Below are 19,765 nucleotides of genomic sequence, written 5' to 3'. Positions count from 1 at the left end.
TTCTACCGGATATCCCGGCCAGTCAAATCGAGTGGCCCCGAATACGGCCCCAATTGGCCTCGTACTTATACCCGATCGAATCGCCAAATCAAGTTTTTGCTCGCACTTTTCCGGCCATATTTCGCAGCTCTTGCCGACGGCAGCGCGCCGACTGGGACGCCGCGATTTACAGTTCGTCCCACAGGTCGTTTGCAAAGGCGCGATCGCTGGCAGCTTGGGCCGCGGCGGCCGATGCGACCGGGCTGTCAACGTCCAGGCTGCCCGCCACGTCGAGCGCTGCTGCCAACTCGGGCGGCGGGGTGGGTTCCGCCGGAGGCAGCGCCGTGCGTACGCGGTTCACGACGCTCATCAGGTCGGCAATGTTAATCTTGCCGTCGCCGTTGATGTCGGCCCGGGGCGAATACTTATCCATGCCCGCATAGGTGTTCAACCGGCCGGAGACACTGCTCATGTCGGCCACATTGATCACCTCGTTCTGATTCACGTCGCCGGGCAGGACGTTCAGCCGGAAGTCGAAAGCACCGCCCGCGGTGCCGTCGCCCGAGGGAAACGCATCGCTCGTGCCACCCAGCGGGTTCGTCCAATCGCCGTCGAGCGCCTGGTTCGCGTCATCGTGCAGGGAGTCGGCGAGATGGACCAGGAATTTACCCGGCTGCAACGGATCCTGGAACGTCCAAATTCCCGTGTGCGTAGTCGCATCGTAGCTGAAGTCGGTGACGACGGGCTCCGGCCCCGTACCGGCGTAAACCCGGAGGTCGTCTGCATCGAGCCCGACAACGTCTTCGCTGAAGGTGATCTTGACCTGATCGATATTCGACCAGGGCAGCGGATCGAGCTGATCGGGCCCGTCCGGCACGGCATATCCCGCGGCACCGAATCCCTTGTCGACCAGGTAATCGTAAAAGTTCGAATACCAGTTCGTCGACGCAACCTCGACCCCTACGACCTGGGGTGGCTCGTCGATTTCGCTGCGCAGCAAGTACTCGCCGCGGCCTCCGTGCGAGCCGACCACGACGCGGTAGGTGCCACCGCTCGTGGCTGTAAAGCTGAGTTGCGCATTCTTCCCATCGCCGGCGCCGTTGTCGTCGAACAGCAACTCGTCGCCATTGGGGGCCAGAATCCGCAACGTCGGATCGAGCGTGTGCTCGAGGCCCGAACCGTCGAGCGGCGTTTCCGTCCACAACGTCACCGATTGGCCTTCGGCCAGATCAAATTCGTAAGCGTCGCTTGGATCGAGTCCTTCGGTGCTGGGCCCGACGGCAACCACCTGCCCGATCAGATTGATGATCACCTCGAAGCCCGTGTTGGGCTCGATCAGCGAGAATCCGGCCGCGATCGGTACCAGGATCTCCGTGCCCAGCGGCGTCGAGGTCAGCATGCCCGGATCGGTCGCTTGATTGGTGCCCGAGGTGGAACCGCTCAGCGAAGAGGAGCCGGAAAAGATGAGCAATTGGTAGTCGAGAACTCCGGACAGCACGTTGGCAAACAGGTTCGACACGTCGAACGTGCCGTCGGGATTCAACGCCACCTCTGACCCGAAGGTGTCGGTAGCCAGGTTACGGAATGCCGCGTAGGCAAACGTGCCGGGCAGAATCTCGGCCTTCCCGGCCAGGTCCGCCGGAGCGTTGCCCGGCCGGAAGTTGCCCGGCTTCAGCAGGAAGTCGATGTTCGAGCCACCGGGCAACCGGATCGAGCCCGGGCTCAATGTCAGGTGAACCGTACCCTCGGCATGGCCGACCAGGCTGCCGGCCGATTGCTCGACGATCGAGACCTCGCCAGCGACCGTGCCCGTGATGGTCAGGAAGGTGCGTGTCGAATCGATCACAAAGTCGAAATCGCCGAGCAGCGGCACGGGCCGGGCATCGAGCCAGCCGAGCGCGCCATCGACGCCTTGGAGACTGCGCAGCGGATTGCCGAGCGGGTCGTTGTTCGTCTCCGTGTCGAAGACGAGCGACTCGAGCACCGTGAGCGTGTAGTCGCCCGGCGTCGAGCTGGTGACCCGGAGCGTGTAGACCCCACCGGCGGGCACGTGGAAGCCGAGGATGGCCTGGTCATAGTTGGTGGGCGAGAACGGGCCAGGAGCGCTCGAAGCCGTGGCCAGGACGGTTACGCCATCGACGCCCAGCAACTCGACGATCGTGTCGCCGCCGGAGAAATCGGCCGCATAGGCCCCATCGAGCACCACGTCGATCGAACGGCCGGTCTGGCCGGTCAGATCGAGCGTGAAGCTGTCGACGCTCGGCGAGTCAGTCGACTCCGCATGTCCGAGTGCCGACCAACGGCTCGACCCGAGCGTGAACAGCGAGTCGTCGATTGCCAGCGACTCCTCGTCGGACGTGTCGGTGTATTCGACTTGCGTATTGCGATACGCCTCGACGACGTAGTTGGCGCCGGGCACGTCGCCGGTCACGCGCAACTGATAGGTTCCGTCGGCCGGCAGGACCGTGAGCGGCAGGATGACCGGCGCGCCGGGAGCAGCAGCCCCGAAGACGGCCGAGATCCCGACTACTTCGACCGTGAGGAGCGCGCTGGGGTCGTTCGGCGACACCCGGGCCGTGATCGATTCGCCGCCCTCGGCGGTGAAGGCGAAGTCGTCCGCGTCGCCGGGATAGCTGATGACGCCGGTCGTCGCGGCGCCGCCGTCATAATCGAGGTGCAGCGCGAGCGAACTGCCCCCCAGATCGTTGACCGAGACGGAGGGCGTGACCGTGATGTGGATCACCCCGTCGGCAGCGAGCGTGGACAGCAGCCCCTGCGGAATGACCAGTTGGCTGGTGACGAGCACCAGTTGCTGGCCATCGTTCACGAAGACGTTGCCGAGCGGCACGCCTTCGGCCGAAACGCTGAGGTACTCTTCGGGCAAATCGAGGTCCGCGAACGCGTCGAGAGTCAGCACCGCATCGCCGGCCGGGGCCACCGCTTGCAGGAAATCGAACTGCAACGTGTTGGGCGAAAAGACGTTGTTCGACTGCGTCAGTTCCGACGAGTAGTCGTCCGTGCCCAGGCTCGCCAGCGCCAGACCGCCCAGCGGATCGATTCGCCGGAAGGGAGCCAACTGGCCCTCGGCCAGATCGACCATGAACGCCAGGTGATAGTCGCCGCCCGGCACGCCGTCGCCCGTGGTGGTGCCGTCGAAATTCGGGCCCAGCGGCTCGCCGTCCAGATCGTTGCCGACCAGATCCTCGAAGCCCGAATCGCCCGAGTGGAGCACCAATTCGTAGCTACCCTCGGGCAGATCGCCAAACGTGGCGCGGAACACCAGGGTGCCCGGATCGAAGGCCACGGAGAGCACCGGGTAGGCCTGCAGCGTGTCGACGTTGACCAGGTGCACGTCGTCGGCGCCCGGCGCGAACAGCCCGCGCCTGGCGCTGGTGGCGGTCGCCAGGAGTTCGTTGAACTGGGCCTCGAACACCAGGGGACCCGAGTCGATGACGCGGTGGGCATCGAGCGTGTTGCCATTGAAGCGCGTGGCGACGATCCGCGGCCCGGCCGTGTCCACGATGAACGTCGAATTGAACGGCTGGATGCCGCTGTATTGCAGATCGAGGATGCCACCGCCGATGACGACCACTTCGTAGACGCCGTCGCCCAGGTAGGCCTCGGGATTGACCGTGAATTCGAACGTGTCGCCGTCGATCTTGTGCACGCCGGTCGCCGGCAGGCCACCGATGAACACGTCGCCCGGGTCGACAGAGAAATCGAGCACCTGCTCCGAAAAGTCGAGCGTGACGGTGGCCGGGAAGGCCGTCAGCGTCTGGCCGTTGTCCGGATCGACGTCGATCACTTCGACCGCCGGGTCGTCGGCCGTGCTGCCGCGCGTGTACAGCACGTATTCGCCCTCGGTACCTGCGGCCGCCAACACGCGAATCTTGTAATTGCCCGTCAGCAAGGCCGTATGGGTCAACAGCGCGTTGACGCCAGCGCCCGAGTCGTCATCCGAAGCGACGAGTTCGCCGTTTGGATCGTACAGCTCGATCCGCGGATCGAGCAGATTGACGAATTCGCCCAGGCCGTCGGCCGGGATCGACGTTTCCAGCGAGAGCTCATCGCCCGCGTTGACCTGCAGGTCGTACCAGTCGTTGTCTTCGGGCGACTGCAGCTGGAACGCGCCGATCTCGGTGGCCCATTGGCCGCCGAGCGCGGCGTACTCGTTGAAGATCCAGATCGTGGCGTCGTCGCTCGGATCGATCGAGATGCCGGTGTAATCGCCCCAGCGGAACGACGAGTAATTGCCCACGCCTTCGCGCAGCAGACTGACCGGCAGCACGGTCGTGCCCGCCGGATCCGAGGCCAGACGCCCGGTGTAGGCGGCGCTGAAGTACTGCGTCGGGCCGCCCAAGGCAAACGCCAGGCCCATGTTGCCTCGGCCGTCGACGGTGATGGCGGGCATCCAGGCATGTTCGCCCGGCCCTGGATCGACGTTACCGGCCTGCACGAGCGCGGGCAGGCCGCCGCCGCCGAAGCCATTGGTCTCGATCTGGTACCAGCGAACCACATTTTCGCCGTCGCCGACGGTGGGCTCGGTGATCGAATGCGCCACCCAGAGCGAGCCGTCGCGCCACACGCCCGTCATGATCCGCGAGTCGACCGAGTCGGCCAGGCTGCTGCTGCCGAATTGGGGTACGTCGACCGGGAAGCCATACGACGGGACCGCCAGCGTGGTGGCCACGCGCGTGGGACTGGTCAGCACGTTCGTAATCGCGTGGATCCGCAGCGTGCTGCCGCTGCCGTTGGTCGACTCGACGAAATACTGGGCTCCCGCGTCGCCGTAGTGCTGCACCGGAAAGACCGAGAAGCCGCTGAACTTTTCGTCGTACACGATCGTGGCCGGCCCCCCGGAGAGCAAGGACGCTTTGTCCAGCGCCGTGATCCCGGCGTACACGCCGCTGCCCGAGGAGATCGGGAAGTAGTTGCCCGAAATCCAGACGGCGTCCCCGTCGACCGAAAGTTTCTCGTAGTCGGGGAAGTGAGCGCCGCTGCCCAAGGCGGCCGTGAAGTCGGTGAAGTTCAGCTTGTACTTCCACCAGTCGTCACCGCCGGTTGGCGTGGAGTCTTTCGACACGGCGAGGAAGACATTGCTCTCATTGCTCGAAGCGATGTCGATCCCCACCGCGAAAAAGCGCTTCGAGTCGGGATCGAAGACGATCCACGGATCGAACACGCTGGTCGTCGCCCCGACCGACCCGAAGAAGCCTGACGGACCGGAGAAGTCCTGGCTGAACAGTTCGGCTCCGGAGACCTTGTCGTAGATGCCGATCCGCGTATTGACGATCGCCACGACCTGCTCGGGACCGGCGGCCATCGTCGAGTCGGGCGGCACGAATCGCCCGTCGGTCGGGCCAGCGAAGTGCGTGAGCAGCGGGATCGGTCCGTCGTCGAGCGGCGAGTCGGCGGCCACGAGCTGCTGGGTCGTGCCGGCGCTGGCGACCGAGCCGAGCAGGTCCTCGGGATGGTCGGCGAGCTGCCGCGTCGAGCGCGGAACCGCCGCGATGTCCGGCAGCACCAGGCCGGTATCGACGATCGCGCCGCCCAGCGGGCGGTCTGCGCCGTCGAAGATCGGCCCGCCCGGTTGGCTGACGTGGCCGAGCACGCCGTGTTGGCCGGTGATGTCCTGGGCCAGGCTGGGATCGTCGTTGTTCTCGAGGCTCAAGGCGCCGTTGCGCACCACCACCAAGGAGTAGTCCTGGTTCCGTTCGCCGTCGACGCGGATCGTGAGTGTGGTCGTGAACGGCGGCACGAAGTTGTCGATGGCCGCGCTGACATTGGAGGCCAGGTGGGCACCACTGGCGAGCACGAAATTGCCCAGCATCAGGTCGAAATCAAGGTCCTTGCCGTCGAGCGACGTGGCCGCAATCGAGAGGCTCGTGCCGGCGCTCACGTTGACCTTGTAGTAGTCGTATTGTCCGCCGCCATCGGCGTTGTAGTCGAGCGTCAACGTGACCGAGGTGTCTCCCAGGAAATCGACGTTGATCGTCGGGGTGAGCTCGATGTTCACGACTCCATCGGCAGCTAATTGCGCCAGCACACTCTGGGGAATCGCGACCGTGGTCGAAACGAGGGCCAATTGCTGCCCATCGTCGACGAACACGTTGCCGAGGAAGTAGCCCTCGGCATAGAGCGAGAAATACTCGCTGGTCGCGTCGAGATCGGCGATGGCATCGATGTGCAGCAGCGCGTCCCCGACCGGTGGGGTCGCATCGGTGAACGAGAACAACAGCGTGTTGGGATAATAGGCGTTGTTCGTCTGCGTGTGCGACTGCGAATACTGGGACGCTTCGAGCTGGCCCAACACGGCGCCGCGCGTGATCCCTTCGCCGAGGTTGAGGAACGTGCCTTGGAGCGACTGGGCCGTCGCGGCCGTGTCGTTGGTCGCGCCGCCGTACGTCTCGGTTTCGATGCCCGCGTTGAGCACGACGCGCAGTTCGTAAACGCCCGTCGACCCGTCGGACGAGCTGACGTCGATGGTGTATTGCCCGGCCGTGGTCGGGCCGGCCGCCTGAATCCATTCCGCAAGGTTGGGCCCGTGCGTATCGGCCGTGGCGACGACGTTGTTCGACGGATCGCGCAGCGTCACTTGCAGGTCCAAGGGCGCAGGCGGCAGCGGCGCCGTGGCGACGATCTGTCCCACGACGTGGAGCGTGAGCGTCAGACCGAACACGTCGTCCGTGACCAGGGCCTCGAACGGAACGGTCAATTCCTGGTGATCGCCGACGATGGCGACTGAACCGACTCCCCCGGGCTGCACCACGAGCGACAGCCCTGCGAGCAGTTCCGAGCCGCTGGCCAACGGGGGCAGCTCGTACTCGAACTGGCCCGCTGTGGCCGTCAAAGCAAAGCCCGCTGGATCGAACGTCCCGTCGGGATTGAGCGTGAAGGCCATGGGGTCGATGGTGCCGGCGAGGCCGCGCGAAACTGCCCGTGCGAACAGGTCGCCCACGCCCAGATCGACCAGGACCGCAAAATCGCCCGGCGCGTTGCCGGGCAGGAACGGTCCCGCTTGATCGACGAAGTCGACGTTTCCGCCGAGCAACGACATCAGGCCGCCGACGATTTGCACGTTCAGTTCGCCAGCCAGCGTACCCACTTGGCTGCCCGGGGACTGCTCCTCGAAGGGGAGTCCACTCAAGTCGCCGGAAATCAGCAGCGTCGAGCGGCTGGAGTCGATCGTAAACGAGCTTTGCAAGTCCAGGTCGGCGACCGGCCGAGGCACGGCGACCACCGAGATCGTCTGATTGGCGTCGAGATCGATCGTATAGCTGTCAACATCGCCGCTGTAGTCGATCGCCCCCTTGGCCGTAGGATCGTAGATCAGCGAACCCAAGGGTTCCTTGGCCTCCAGCGGCGTGGGATACGGCGCCACCGTCACATCGGCGGCAAACTCGAGAACGAAATTGCCGCCCGGCGTGCCATTGCCCGACGGCACAGTCGTCGCCACGTTCCGCTCGCCGTCGAGCAGATTGCCCGCCAGATCGGCGAACTGCCCGAAGCCGGAGAACACGGTGAACCGGTACGAGCCTTCGGCCAGCGGCGGGTACTGGACCGTCACCTGATGCGTGAGGTCGTTGTACTCGAAGCTCGTCGGGGTGATCGCGCCGAGGCCCAATCCGACCTCGACCAGAGAAACGTCGCTGGCATCGAGCTGCATGCCGTCGAGCGATTCGCTGAATTGGAGCACGATCGAGTCCAACACGCCCGCCGGGACGATCTCGTTCTGCAGGATGTTGCTGGCGGTGATCACCGGGGCCAGGCGGTCGACGGTGAAGCTGGCCGCGTACGGCAAGTTGCCGGCCTGCTGCAAATCCTCGACCACGCCGGCCTCGACGACGATCGTGTACTCACCGTCGCCGGTGTCGCCGCCGACAAAGTTCAGGTCGAGAACCGCACCGCTGGCGCTGACGCTGTCGGGGTGGACCGATCCGACCGGGCCGACGAGCGTAAAGTCGCTCGGGTCGATGCTCGCGATGTCGAGGGCTTCGTTGAACTCCAGGCGGAATAGCCCGGGAAACGCGTTTGTCGTCGTCCCCGCCGGCGGCAGTCCCGCAACGACAAACGGCGCGTCGCCATTGCCCGTGGCGCCGGCCACGTCGAGGAAATACTCGCCCCGGCCGGAGACCGCCAGCACGCGCGCCGTATAGCGTCCGGTGGCCAAGGCGTTGTAGAGGAGCAAGTCGTTGCGGCCGTCAAAGCCATTGGTGCTCGTGGCCACGAGCGCGCCGCTCGGATCGTACAGCTCGATCACCGGGTCGAGATTGTTATCCGCAGGAAACGCCCCGACGCGGGGAGTCAGGGTCGTCAATTCGAGCTCGTCGCCGGCGTTCACGGCGAAGGAATAGCTGTCGAATCCGCCGGTGCCAAGCAGCGCCGGCGTGGTCAGGTTCGCCGTGAGCGTGTAAGAGCCGGTGTTGCTGCTGTACGAGTCGGCAACGATGTAGTAATCGCCCACATAGGCGAAGCCGGAATACTGGAAGAACGAATTGAGGCCGTTGTAATCGTCGTTCGCGGCCAGCAAATTGCCGAAGTGGTCGAAGAGCAGCAGGTACGGATCGGCCAGACTGACGCCGTCGAGATTGACGGCCAGCGTGTCGCCGGGCGAGGCGACGATCTTGAAGAAGTCCCAGTCGACGTCGTTGCCCGTCGAGATGACGCCGGTCACGATGGCGCGATACTGGCCGCCGCCCAGCGGTAGAAAGCTTCCGGAAAGGTCGTTGGCGAGCGGCAGATCATTCAGCGAAAAACCAACCAGGCCGTCGTCATTGGGCTCGACTTCGGCCGGCAGCGGCGAGCCGCCCAGAACGGCCCCCAAGGCCGCCTGAGCAATTCCCACGCTGTTGGCTTCGAGCAATGCGTTGTTCGGTTCGCGATCGAACCCGCTGTCGAGCGTCACCACGAGCGTGTAGCCGTCGCCGCCGCCCAGATCGCCTTGCACGCGGGCATAGTAGACGCCGCCGCTCGTAGCGAAGAATTCAGAAATCTGTGCGGCAAGGTTGCCGCTGGCCGTCGCGTTCGTGGCCCGCAACACGCCGGCACTGTCGAACAACGCGAGCGCCGCCGCATCGCCGCCCCCGGCCAGCGACAAGGCGATAACTTGCCCAGTCGCGACTTGAAACTGGTAATAGTCGCCCACGGCGGCGAAATCGGTCGTACCGGTCACCGCCAGGCGGCTGGCGCCGTGGCTGCCCAAGGCATAGTTGAAGACGTCGAGCGATTGGGCCGTGCCCAACACATCGTTGCTGGCCAGACCGAGCGATTCGGACTCCTGCGCCAGGTTCAACGTCGCCAGCAAGGCCGTACCGGTCGGCACGTCGCTCGTCAGCACGATCTCGTAGGAATCGTCGGCCGGGACGATGAACCCTTCGAGCAAAGCCGCGATTCCCGCAGCGGGGCTGCTGACCACGGCCAGGTCACCCCCCGAGTTGCGCACCGTGATGGTCACGGTGGCGCCAGGATCGTCGGGTACGGCGCTGATGGTCAGTTGCTGACCCGCCAAAATGTAGGCCGGCAGGGACAGTTCGGCGCTGCTCAGCGCCGGCGCATCGCGGAACTCGAAGCCCAGGCTGCCGCCCGGGGCGCTGCGCTGCCATTCGATCGGCTCGGGAACGAGATCGAACGAGACGACGAAATCATCGCCGGGCGCCAAACCGGGAGCGCCGTCGAGCGGCGTGCCGAACGGATCGACGAGGCCGCCGCTGTGCGCGCGGAACTCGTAGTGGTCGTACGGCATGGCGCCGACGCCGAACAACAGGCTGTTGGTGCCGATCTGGTAATTGGTCGCCAGCGTCAACGGCACTTCCAAATCGTCTGCCGTGCCGAACGCGTCGTCCGGGCCGTCGCCGGTCAGCGTCCAATTGGCCGGGTCGTTGACCGACGCGGCATCGAGGAGGTTGAACAGATCGACGGTGAGCGCGCCGAGCGGATCGAAGATCACGCCGCCATCGGCGACCTCGCGCAGGCCGCGCAGCCGGGGCGCGGCAAGCGTTTCGCTCACGCCGCGATAGGAGTTCACGCGGCCGGTGCCCAGCTTGCCGACGAAGCCGGGGTTGAGAGGGTCGATATCGTCGGCCGTGCCGAGCAATTGGGCCGCGACCTGGTCCCGGTTCCAGCCGGGGTTTTGCGACCAGATGAGCGCAGCGACCGCGGCGGCATTGGGCGTCGCCATGCTGGTGCCGCTCTTGTAGCCATAGCCGTCGCCCAAGACTGTCGACAGGATGTCCGAGCCGGGCGAGGAGATATCGGTCCGGGTGCCGTAATTGCTGAAGCTGCTCAGCGTATCGGACGACGTCGTGCTGTTGACGTACAGCGATTGGTCATAGACGGTGCGCGGCGCGTTGTCCTGGCTGTTGTTGCCCGAGGAGTTGAAATGCAGGCCGCCATGGTCGTAGAGGTAGTCGAGTGCCGCCTCGAAAGTCGGATCGCCGACGAAGCCATCGACGTTGTAACTGGTGCTGATGATCCGGGCACCGTTGTCGATGGCATAGGCGTACGACGCGGCAATCACGCTCGAGGTCCAAGCGCCGGAACCATAGAAGCGCACCGGCAGCAGGGTGACGTCGCCGGCCGTGCCGGCCACGCCGAGGCCGTTGTCGGTGTCGGCCGCGATGATGCCCGCGACGTGCGTGCCGTGATCGTCGCTGCCCACGGGATTCGGATCGTTGTCGTTGCTGCTGAAATCCCAGCCGTGAACGTCGTCGACGTACGAATTGCCGTCGTCATCCAGGCCGTTACCGGGAATCTCGCCGGGATTGGTCCAGATATTCGCGTTAAGATCGGCGTGAGAAATGGCCACGCCGTCGTCGGTGACGGCCACAATGATCGATGCCGAACCTTGGGTGATGTCCCAGGCCAGCGTGTTCTGCATCAGCGAGTGATGGTACTGGCTGCCGAACAACGGATCGTTGGGAATCAAATCGCGAGGATCGCCGCTGTAGATGAAGTTGGGCGCTGCCCAGGCCACGTCGGGCAGCTCGGCCAACCGCGCCAGGCCCTCGGCCACGGTCGTGCCGTTGCGCAAGGGAATCGTGTACAGCATCAGGTGCTCCCCGAGCGGGCTGCGATCGGCCAGCAGCAATTCGGCACCGCTGGTGTCGAGCGCGCCATCGAGGCGGAGTTGATTCAATGGGTCGTCAGCCAAACTGATCGAGTCGCTGGTCAGCGCGTCGCCGTTGACTCCCGTGGCCGGCGTGCGGATCGCCACGACCACTTCGTCGGACACAAACGGCCGCGTGGCCGCCAGCTTCAAGATCGCGCTCAACTCCGGTGTCGACGAAGAAGCCGACAAGAGCTGACGCTGTTCGAGGGATTCGCCAGCGAATTTCAGCGGCCTGACCGCCTTGCGCCGGCGCTGGGATGATCCGAGACCCAGAGAACGATGCTTCCAGCCAAGGGTGGCGACCATGGCGATTCTCCTCCTCGAAGACGCAGAGTGCTTTGCGGTGTTCCTTCTCTGTCGAACCAAGAAAGCTGGGAACAAGGCGTCGCCGTCAACTCACGGGCGACCCATCGCGCAGCGCCCCCCTTGCAAGAGCGCACGACGATCCGGCATGAAGCGGTGCGTGGAGGCCCGCGGCGCCGGCGAGAACCTGCGAATGCCCCTCCCTGCCTCGAAATACTCGCTCGGCCCGACTCCAGGCCGAAAAAGAATGCCCTCGATCGCGCTCGACACCCAGAGTTCTCGACTCTGTTCCGACAGACGAGAAAACTCAGTTGCTACAGCAACACGATTCTGAGCGGTGAGATAGCCGCCGAAGCCTCGGCATTGAGACCAGCGCCCTGCGAGAGCGCTGGTCGCATACAACTGGCCAAACACGACTGCCCACGGCCCGCATTCTGCCTACCCTGCTGACAAGCGCGGTTCACCATATCGGCTACCTGCCGCATGTCAAGCTAATTCCCTGCCGCGATGACTCGATATCTGGCCCAGGCCGGGTGCGCGCTTTCAACCTTGAAACACCGAGCCCTGTTCTGATCTAGCCGCGGCGACAACGGCGCGCAGAGCAGCGAATTGTGCGATCGCGCAGCGTTACCGGTTGCCGGCCCGACTCGCCTGCGTTCGGCGTTTGCACGTCGCTTGATGCATGGTGCTTGCTCTAAAGAACCGACAGGCTGTTCGCGAAACACGCCGACGACGCCAAGTTTCCCTGGAACCCCGGGAGTCGCTGTCCGCAGACGTCGTCGAACGAAGCCGTAAGAAACAGGATGCCGCCGCCGGAGTTGCTGCCGCGCGGCTCCGAGGCGCTCGTACATGACGCGCAGTTTGCACTTGGCGATGTGCCCAAGCCGTTCGCGCCGCCGGCGTGTGCGGCCAACGCTGACTCAGCTCGATCGGAGCCGTTGAGAACCGGCGCTCACGGGCCCGGCTCGCTGAGGGCCATTCCGCGCAGTTGCTCCGGACCGGTGATCGGATTCACGCGTGCCACCGCGCCGTCGGGCAGGGCAAAGGCCTGATCCGCGGCAATTTCTCCACGGGGATAGTCGGTCGTCAGGATGTGAGCGCCACTGGCCAGGGCCTGCTGGCGGCGCTCGGCTTGCCGGCTGCCTTGGGTATCGACCCGGGTACGAATCAAGAACCCCTTGCGCGCCAAGGCGTCGATCTCTCGGTCGGTCGGGTCGTTGCGAATCAACACGGCCGCATGCGGCTGATCCAGGTCCGATTCGACGAACATCGCCCGGCCTTCCAAGGCTTCGTGCCCCTGCAAATAGGCGGCGCGGTGAAGGCCGCCTTCATGCAGGATGACGAGTACCCTGCCGCGCGCCTCGGCGATCGTGGGCCAGCCGCCTTGGAGCACGGCTTCCCGGAGCGTGGCGTGCTGACCGCGCACGTCGTCGGGCACGAGCATGCGCGCCGGGCCGAGTCCTTCTCGGAGCACCGCGTCGAGTTGCTCCAGGTCGGCCAATTGCGGCCGCCGAAAGCTACGGCTGACCTGATAGCCTTCCTCTTTCAATTCGAGCAACAGCGAGATGGGAATGTGGCGGGGATGCTTTTCGGACCAGGCACAGATCACCCGCAAGGCGTCGGCCAACATCGGCGTCGTCGTGCCGGGATCAAAGGTCGGCACGTGGAGCACCTGCCAGCCGCGATCGGAAACGTGCAGGTCAAGCTCGAAGCTGCGAATGCCGCGGTCGAGTTGCTGGTCGAGCGTTTCGCGCGAGTAGTCCCATTCTTTAGCATCTTTGCGCAGCGCCATCGCGGCCCGCAACATCGCCACGGGCGGGCGCAGGTGGTAACTGTTGTGAGTGGCGACGACTTGAATCTGGTTGAGTCGCAAATCATCCAGCGTCGGCGTTTGCGCCCAGAGCGTTGCGGCCGCGAGCGCCCAGACGGCGCCGGCCAGATGGCCGATTCTTAGCACAGTCGTCCTCGTCGGTAAGAGGCCCGATGGCGCCGCGCGGGCGGCGTCGAGTTCGTGCCTGTGATAATGCTCGACGGGCGACGCCAAAACAATCCTTGTCGCCCGGGCTTCGCGCGGCCAAGCTAGGAAGGGCTCGCGTGGCCGTGAAACTTGTCATCCCGCCTGCAGGATTGTGCAACGAGTGATGTGGGCGTCGCTTTGGGCCGTGGCTTACTTCCTGATCCACCTGGGATTCGTGGCGCGCGCGATCCAGCGTCCACATCGCGAGCCGGCCTCGCGCATCGCCTGGGTGGTCACCATCATGGTCCTGCCGGTCGCCGGCATCTTGGCCTATCTCCTGCTGGGCGAAACCAATATCGGCCGGCGCCGCGTGGCGCGATCGCGACAAGTGCTGGCGCGGATCCCCTCCCCCTCCGCGGCGCTCGGTGCCGACGGAACCATACCGGCCGTGCAGCTTCCCGAGCGGTACGAGCCGCTGTTCCGGATGGGCCGCACGGTGAACGGCTTTGAGCCGTGCGGCGGCAATCGCGGCGAGCTCACGCCCGATTCGAACGCCATGATCGATCGGCTCGTGGCCGACATCGACGCCGCGCGCCGGCACGTGCATCTCTGCTTCTATATCTGGCTGGCCGACCGCAACGGGCTCAAGGTCGTCGAGGCCCTCTGCCGCGCCGCCGCGCGGGGTGTGACGTGCCGGGCACTGGCCGACGCCTTGGGCTCGCGCACGCTGATCGCGGGCGAGCCGTGGCGCATGATGCGCGGGGCCGGCGTCAAGCTGGCCGCTGCACTCCCGATCGGCAATCCGCTGTTGAAACCGCTGCGCGGGCGGATCGATTTGCGCAATCACCGCAAGATCGTCGTGATCGACAATGGCATCACCTATTGCGGCAGCCAGAACTGCGCCGACCCGGAGTTTCGCGTCAAAGCCAAATACGCGCCGTGGGTCGACGCGGTCATCCGGTTCGAGGGTCCGATCGCGCGGCAGAACCAGGCGCTGTTTGTCGCCGACTGGATGGACCACGTCGACGAAGACCTGACCGATCTGTTGCGCGAACCGCTGGCACCGGCGCCAGCTGGATTCGCGGCGCAAGTGATCGGCACCGGTCCGACGATCCGCTACTCGGCCATGCCCGAGGTGTTCGAGACGTTGATGTACGCCGCGCGGCAGGAATTGACGATTACCACGCCGTACTTCGTTCCGGACGAGGCCATGCTCGCGGCGCTGTGCGCCAGCGCGCGGCGCGGCGTGGCGACCACGTTGATCGTTCCCCTGCGCAACGATTCGTGGATCGTGGCGGCCGCGAGCCGCAGCTACTATGCCGAGCTGCTGGGGGCCGGAGTGCAGATCTTTGAGTATCCCGACGGCCTGCTGCACACAAAATCGCTGACGCTCGACGGCCAGGTCACGCTCATCGGCTCGGCGAACATGGATCGACGCAGCTTCGAGTTGAACTACGAGAACAACATCTTGCTTTGCGACCCGCAGCTCACGGCCGACGTACGGAACCGGCAGGCGGCCTACCTGGCGCGTTCGCAGCCAGTGACGCTCGCACAGGTCGCCGCCTGGTCGCTGCCGCGGGTGCTGCTCAATAACGCCATCGGAATGATGGGGCCCGTGCTCTAATCGCGAACGGCGCGGGCGAGACGTTCGCGGCCGTGGAGCGGACCACCGGAGCGATCATCCGCCCATGGCGCGGATCAGACCCAGGGCAGAGAAGATCAACAAGATCACCAGCAGCGCGTCCGGCTCGAGCAGCCAATAGCGACGTTCGGCGCGATACAGCATGCCAAGCGTGTAGACCGAGGTCACGATGATGACGCAGCCGGCCGAGAGCGCATGCGTCGGCGACGCCGCGGCAAACAGGGAGCCCGAATAACAGGCATCGACCGGCAGAAAGATGATCATGTTGAAGGAATTACTGCCGAAAATATTGCCGATCGCCAGATCGAAGGCCCGCATCCTCACGGCGGCCCAGGTGGTCACCAATTCAGGCAGCGACGTCGAACATGCCACGAGCGTGGTTCCCACGAAGGTACCGCCCAGCCCCGTGGCCGTCGCGACCTGGTCGGCATACGTCGCCATGCGAGGTCCGGTAAGCAGGATCACGACGGCGGCGACGCCAAACCCGAGGATCGACTGACCGAGCGACGGCAAATCCGGATGATCGTTCGGCTCCGCCTCTGCGGCGGCGGCCGCGGCAAACTGCTGATCGAAGTGGACCAACCGTAGCCCTAACACATAGACCAGGGCCAGCGCGATCGGCCCGGGACCGACTCCCAGGAACGTCCGGTCGGTGTGCGTGAGCAGTGCGATCAGACAGATGGCCGTCAACATGACGCTCATCGTGGCCGACAGCGCGTGCGCGGCGGCCATGCGCGAGAGCATGCGGCGCGGCGACCGCTGGACGAGATCGATGCCGGCCAGAATCAGCAGATTGAACAAGCTGCTGCCCAGCAGGTCGCCCACGGCGATATCGACGGTGCCTTGCCGCGCCAGGCTGCAGTCCACGGTCAACTCCGGCAGGCTGGTGGCCGTCGCCAACAGCACCGCGCCGGCCAGTGCCTGCCCCAGCCGTGTGTGCACGGCGAGCGCATCGGCATAGCGCGTGAGGAACGACCCCGCCACGACGATCACAGCCGCGGCCAACGCGAATTTCAGCAGAATTAACAGCATGGGACCTCGCCCGCCCAAGTACCCGGGAACCGATGCGACGCGCGGTGCTCCGCTCAATGAACCAGGAACAACGGCAGCGGAGAAGTCGCGAGCACAGTGCGCGTTGCGGAACCCAGGAACCATTCGCGCCAGCGCGACTGCCCGTAGGCTCCCATGACGATCAGACCCACGTTCCACTCGACCGCTCGAGAGACCAGCCGTGTTCCCGGTGAACCTTCCGCACTTTCGACGTGGACCTGCACAGACAGATCATGCTGATGCAGAAAATCCCTGGCCCGTTCGGCGACGAGCGCGCCGCGAGCCGGATCGTCGTCCAGCGTCAGGATGTGCAAGGGCTGGCCAGCGAGCAAACCGCTCTGTTGATAGGCCTGCAAGGCGCGCGCGGCCTGCAAGCTGCCATCGAAGGCGATCATCACGCCCTGCCCTGGCGGTACCGGAGCCGGTACGGCGATGACCGGCCGCGGCGGGAAATGCAACAGTTCCCACAAGGCGCCCGCCAAGCCGCATCGCGCGGGCTCGAATCTGTGACTGGCGCGACGCGGCATGACGATCAGATCGAACCGCTGCGCTTGCGTGGCCAACTCTTCGGCCGTATCGCCGTGGCGTTCGAGAATCAGGTGACGTACTCGCGCCGCGGCGCAACGATCGGCCAATTGCTGCAGCACGCCTTCCAAGGCAGCCGTGGCTGCGGCGCTCCGTACCTGGTCGAGCACTTGTTTCGCGAACCCGCCGCCAAGCGGAACCGGCTCGGGCGGGCTCACTTGGGCCAGATCGACGACGCCGATCATCGCCAGCAGCGCGTCGTGCTCCCGGGCCCAATCCAGAGCGAGCTGCGCTGCTGCATGGTCTGGTTCCTCGCTGTCGACGGCGAGCAATAAGGAGCGTGGCATGTTTGCGCCCTGTCCAGTTCAAGAGTCCACGATCACTGGACATTCATTGTGCAAGTGGCGGAGCAGCGCTCAAGTGCACGTTGCCCAGGTCGCAGGGGTCTGCCTGTGCCGCAACCGGCATCTGCACCCCGCACGGCAGACAATCTCACGCCGTGTGTGCGTCAACTCAGCACGCGCAACGAACCGTGCATTTGCGGGCTGGCCTGCGCATATCTGCCCCATTCACCCAGCAGAGCCGAGGCATCCGTAGCCGACGACTCCGGATCGCCGCTCGATGCCACGTCGGACGGCAACTGCTTGTTCCGCCTGAGTTCGGCAATCTGGCAATGAGCGCTGTAAGCGACAGGGCCTCTTTCGCCAGCCCGCTGCGCGGCCAGGCGCCAGTTGGCAGCAGCCCGGCTGCGGTTTCCGACGCTTTCCCACAGATCGCCCAAGATCAAGCAGGCCGCCGGCAGGTTGTCGTGCTCTTGCACGACGACATCGAGGTCGCGAATCGCTTCACGCCGATCGCCCAGGGCCCGCATCACGAACGCGTCGTACAACAGCGCGGCCACGGTGTCGTCGTGTTCGCCGAATGTGGAGTGCAACAGCTCGCGGCAGCGGTCGAACTGCTGCAATCGGGCGAGACCGCGCGCCAAGAGCACGGACTGGTCGCGGCAATCGGGCCGGCGGCGCCAGAGCGCTTCGTGAAGCTCGGTGGCCTCGCGTGCCCGGCCCCGCCGCCACAGGCGGTGTGCCAAGGCGAAGGCCTGCTCGAACGAGAGCGTGTGGACCTGGCCATCGAGTTCGATGGTCACGTCGGGCAGTCCGGCGATCTGTTGTGGGGTTCGCACGTGCTTTGCCATCCAGTCATCCTCGCGGCCAGGCGAGACGGTCGCCTGCATCACCAACCCGGCGCGGGGCCACGGCCCAGGCCACACCTTCAGCCCTGCACCGACGACGGCGCGGATTCGTTCGGGCCGGCAAGATCGTCCGCACAGTCAATGCGCCGCGCCCCGCGATCGTCCCGCTGGGAGCGGCCGTACCGAGCCGGCTTGGCGAGGACATTGCGATGGGCGTCGATCGCCATGCCCTGTGGCACACACAGGATCATGTTTTCCGTCACGGTTACCCCGGGAAACTGGGGAGCGGTTTGCTGCGCTGTGAGCAAGGTTGCGGCGGCAACCTCGACGTCTTTGTCGAGAATGGCGCGTTCGACCAGGGCGTTCGCACCCACCGTGACGCCGTCGAACAACACGCTGTTGCGAACGACGGCGCCTTTCGCGATGTAACATCCGCGCCCGATAATCGAGCCATCGACGACGGCATCTTCGATGACGGTTCCTCCGGCAATGATGTTGGGGCGGGGAGCATTCACCCGCGGTCCCCGCGCCGTTGCCAACAAGATGCGCGGCGCCGGCAGATTCGATGGGCCGGAGCGGATCGGCCAATGCTCGTCAAACAAGTCGAGCGGCGGCGGCGAATTGAGCAGTTCCATGCTCGCCTGGTAGTACGCGGCAATCGTTCCCACGTCGCGCCAATAGCGGCCGTCGGAAGCGACTCCCTGGAATTCGTGTGCCACGGCGCCTTTCCGGTCGACGATGCGAGGCAGCACGTGATGACCGAAATCCGCGCCGCCGTCCTGCGCGTTGGCGTTCGCCATCAGCTCCTCGAGCAAGCATGGCGTCGAAAACACGTAGATGCCCATCGATGCCAGACAGTGTTCTGGGTCGTTGGGCAGCGGCCGTGGATGCTCGGGCTTCTCGGCAAACGCCAGGATGCGGTTGGCCGTGTCGACCTCCATCACCCCAAATTGCCGAGCTGCCAGGCCAACGGGCACGCGCAGGGCAGCCACGGTCACGGCGGCACCGCTGTCGCGGTGCTGTTCGATCATGGCCCGGTAATCCATTTTGTAGATATGGTCGCCGGCCAATACGACCACGTACTCGGCCCCCGAGCGCTCGACCGAGTAGAGATTCTGATAGATCGCATCGGCCGTGCCACGGTACCAGTCGTCGCTGATCCGCTGCTGCGGTGGAATCAAGTCCAGGTAGTTGCCCAATTCGCGCTGGAAATAGTGCATCCAACCGGCGCGCAGATGGCGGTCGAGGCTGGCCGATTTGTACTGCGTGAGTACGAGGATCCGCATCAAGCCGCTGTTGATGCAGTTGGAGAGCGTAAAATCGACGATCCGATAACTGCCGCCAAACGGAACCGCCGGCTTGGCGCGGTCGCGCGTCAACGGATCCAAGCGGTTGCCGCGCCCCCCGGCGAGCACAATGGCCAAGACGTTACTCATGATCGAACTCCTTGCACGACGCTTGACACAGGCCACCAGCAGGTCGCGCTACTGCATGCACGGTCATGGCCGACCGAACGGGGAGCGGGTCGTCATCGGGGTGCCGGTTGGCAGCGTTTGAGCAATTCGGCGCGCACGATGCGGACTTCCGCCGGTGCTTCGACCGACAGTCGCACACGTTGACCTTCAAGGCGGACAACCGTCAGGGTGATGTGATCCCCAATACGAATGGCCTCTCCGCGCCTCCGAGACAGCACAAGCATGAGTCAGTTCTCCTGACAGAGGTCCGGTACCGACCGACGTTCACCCCGCGCGGCACCCACCCGACGCACCGCACCAGACGGCCCGGCACGCCGCCACGATCACCCCCACGGATCATGGACGGCGGCGGGCCAGTTTGCATAGTTGACTATTAAAAATTCTTCATGTCAAGACTGCAAAGCATTTGCCTTTTTCGATAAATCTCCAAAAAACAGGTGCAATTCGCTGAAACCCCCCACGGTGACCGGTGCCAATATGCATACTGTGCTATTGTTGTCGCCGCTCGATTCCTTGCCTAAATTCTACGAGTCGCCGC

Annotated in this window: 8 protein-coding genes; 1 reads left to right on the top strand and 7 read right to left on the bottom strand. The window is 65.0% G+C overall.

Annotated features, from left to right (window positions below; translation table 11 throughout):
- Positions 1–166 precede the first annotated feature (166 nt).
- Together K1X74_05245 and K1X74_05240 are read right to left on the bottom strand one after the other, a co-directional pair.
- A complete protein-coding gene (locus K1X74_05245; GenBank protein ID MBX7165735.1) occupies positions 167–11,392 on the bottom strand; it encodes a S8 family serine peptidase in 11,226 nt (3,741 codons plus the stop codon).
- A 949-nt stretch (positions 11,393–12,341) separates the two neighbouring features.
- The gene (locus K1X74_05240) at positions 12,342–13,346 is read right to left on the bottom strand and encodes a phosphatidylinositol-specific phospholipase C1-like protein (protein MBX7165734.1); all 1,005 of its coding nucleotides are present in this window, start codon (positions 13,344–13,346) and stop codon (positions 12,342–12,344) included.
- 184 nt (positions 13,347–13,530) lie between these two features.
- Here K1X74_05240 and cls point away from each other — a divergent pair, with 184 nt between their 5' ends.
- A complete protein-coding gene (gene cls / locus K1X74_05235) occupies positions 13,531–14,970 on the top strand; it encodes a cardiolipin synthase (GenBank protein MBX7165733.1) in 1,440 nt (479 codons plus the stop codon).
- A gap of 54 nt (positions 14,971–15,024) precedes the next feature.
- On the opposite strand, the gene K1X74_05230 is transcribed toward cls, so the two are convergent.
- From K1X74_05230 to K1X74_05210, 5 genes are all read right to left on the bottom strand, one after another.
- Entirely contained in the window at positions 15,025–16,020 is a 996-nt protein-coding gene (locus K1X74_05230; GenBank protein ID MBX7165732.1) for a hypothetical protein, read from the bottom strand.
- A gap of 53 nt (positions 16,021–16,073) precedes the next feature.
- Complete coding sequence (locus tag K1X74_05225) at positions 16,074–16,910, bottom strand: universal stress protein (GenBank protein MBX7165731.1); 837 nt, start codon at positions 16,908–16,910, stop codon at positions 16,074–16,076.
- 161 nt (positions 16,911–17,071) lie between these two features.
- Positions 17,072–17,755, bottom strand: coding sequence for a hypothetical protein (locus K1X74_05220; protein ID MBX7165730.1), 684 nt, complete (start codon positions 17,753–17,755; stop codon positions 17,072–17,074).
- Positions 17,756–17,832: 77 nt separating this feature from the next.
- The gene (gene glgC, locus K1X74_05215) at positions 17,833–19,188 is read right to left on the bottom strand and encodes a glucose-1-phosphate adenylyltransferase (GenBank protein ID MBX7165729.1); all 1,356 of its coding nucleotides are present in this window, start codon (positions 19,186–19,188) and stop codon (positions 17,833–17,835) included.
- A gap of 92 nt (positions 19,189–19,280) precedes the next feature.
- Positions 19,281–19,451 carry a carbon storage regulator gene (locus K1X74_05210; GenBank protein ID MBX7165728.1) on the bottom strand — a complete coding sequence of 57 codons (171 nt, stop codon included), beginning with the start codon at positions 19,449–19,451 and terminating at the stop codon, positions 19,281–19,283.
- Positions 19,452–19,765: the final 314 nt, after the last annotated feature.

The sequence above is a fragment of the Pirellulales bacterium genome (genome assembly GCA_019694435.1).
In the GTDB taxonomy this organism is placed as follows: domain Bacteria; phylum Planctomycetota; class Planctomycetia; order Pirellulales; family JAEUIK01; genus JAIBBZ01.
This window is presented reverse-complemented; position numbering and strand designations above follow the sequence as displayed.

Excerpts from the sequence above, each read along its gene's own strand:
- K1X74_05230 (MBX7165732.1), bottom strand. The coding sequence starts at position 16,020 with ATGCTGTTAATTCTGCTGAAATTCGCGTTGGCCGCGGCTGTGATCGTC.
- K1X74_05220 (MBX7165730.1), bottom strand. The coding sequence starts at position 17,755 with ATGGCAAAGCACGTGCGAACCCCACAACAGATCGCCGGACTGCCCGAC.
- K1X74_05225 (MBX7165731.1), bottom strand. The coding sequence starts at position 16,910 with ATGCCACGCTCCTTATTGCTCGCCGTCGACAGCGAGGAACCAGACCAT.
- K1X74_05210 (MBX7165728.1), bottom strand. The coding sequence starts at position 19,451 with ATGCTTGTGCTGTCTCGGAGGCGCGGAGAGGCCATTCGTATTGGGGAT.
- cls (MBX7165733.1), top strand. The coding sequence starts at position 13,531 with ATGTGGGCGTCGCTTTGGGCCGTGGCTTACTTCCTGATCCACCTGGGA.
- glgC (MBX7165729.1), bottom strand. The coding sequence starts at position 19,188 with ATGAGTAACGTCTTGGCCATTGTGCTCGCCGGGGGGCGCGGCAACCGC.
- K1X74_05245 (MBX7165735.1), bottom strand. The coding sequence starts at position 11,392 with ATGGTCGCCACCCTTGGCTGGAAGCATCGTTCTCTGGGTCTCGGATCA.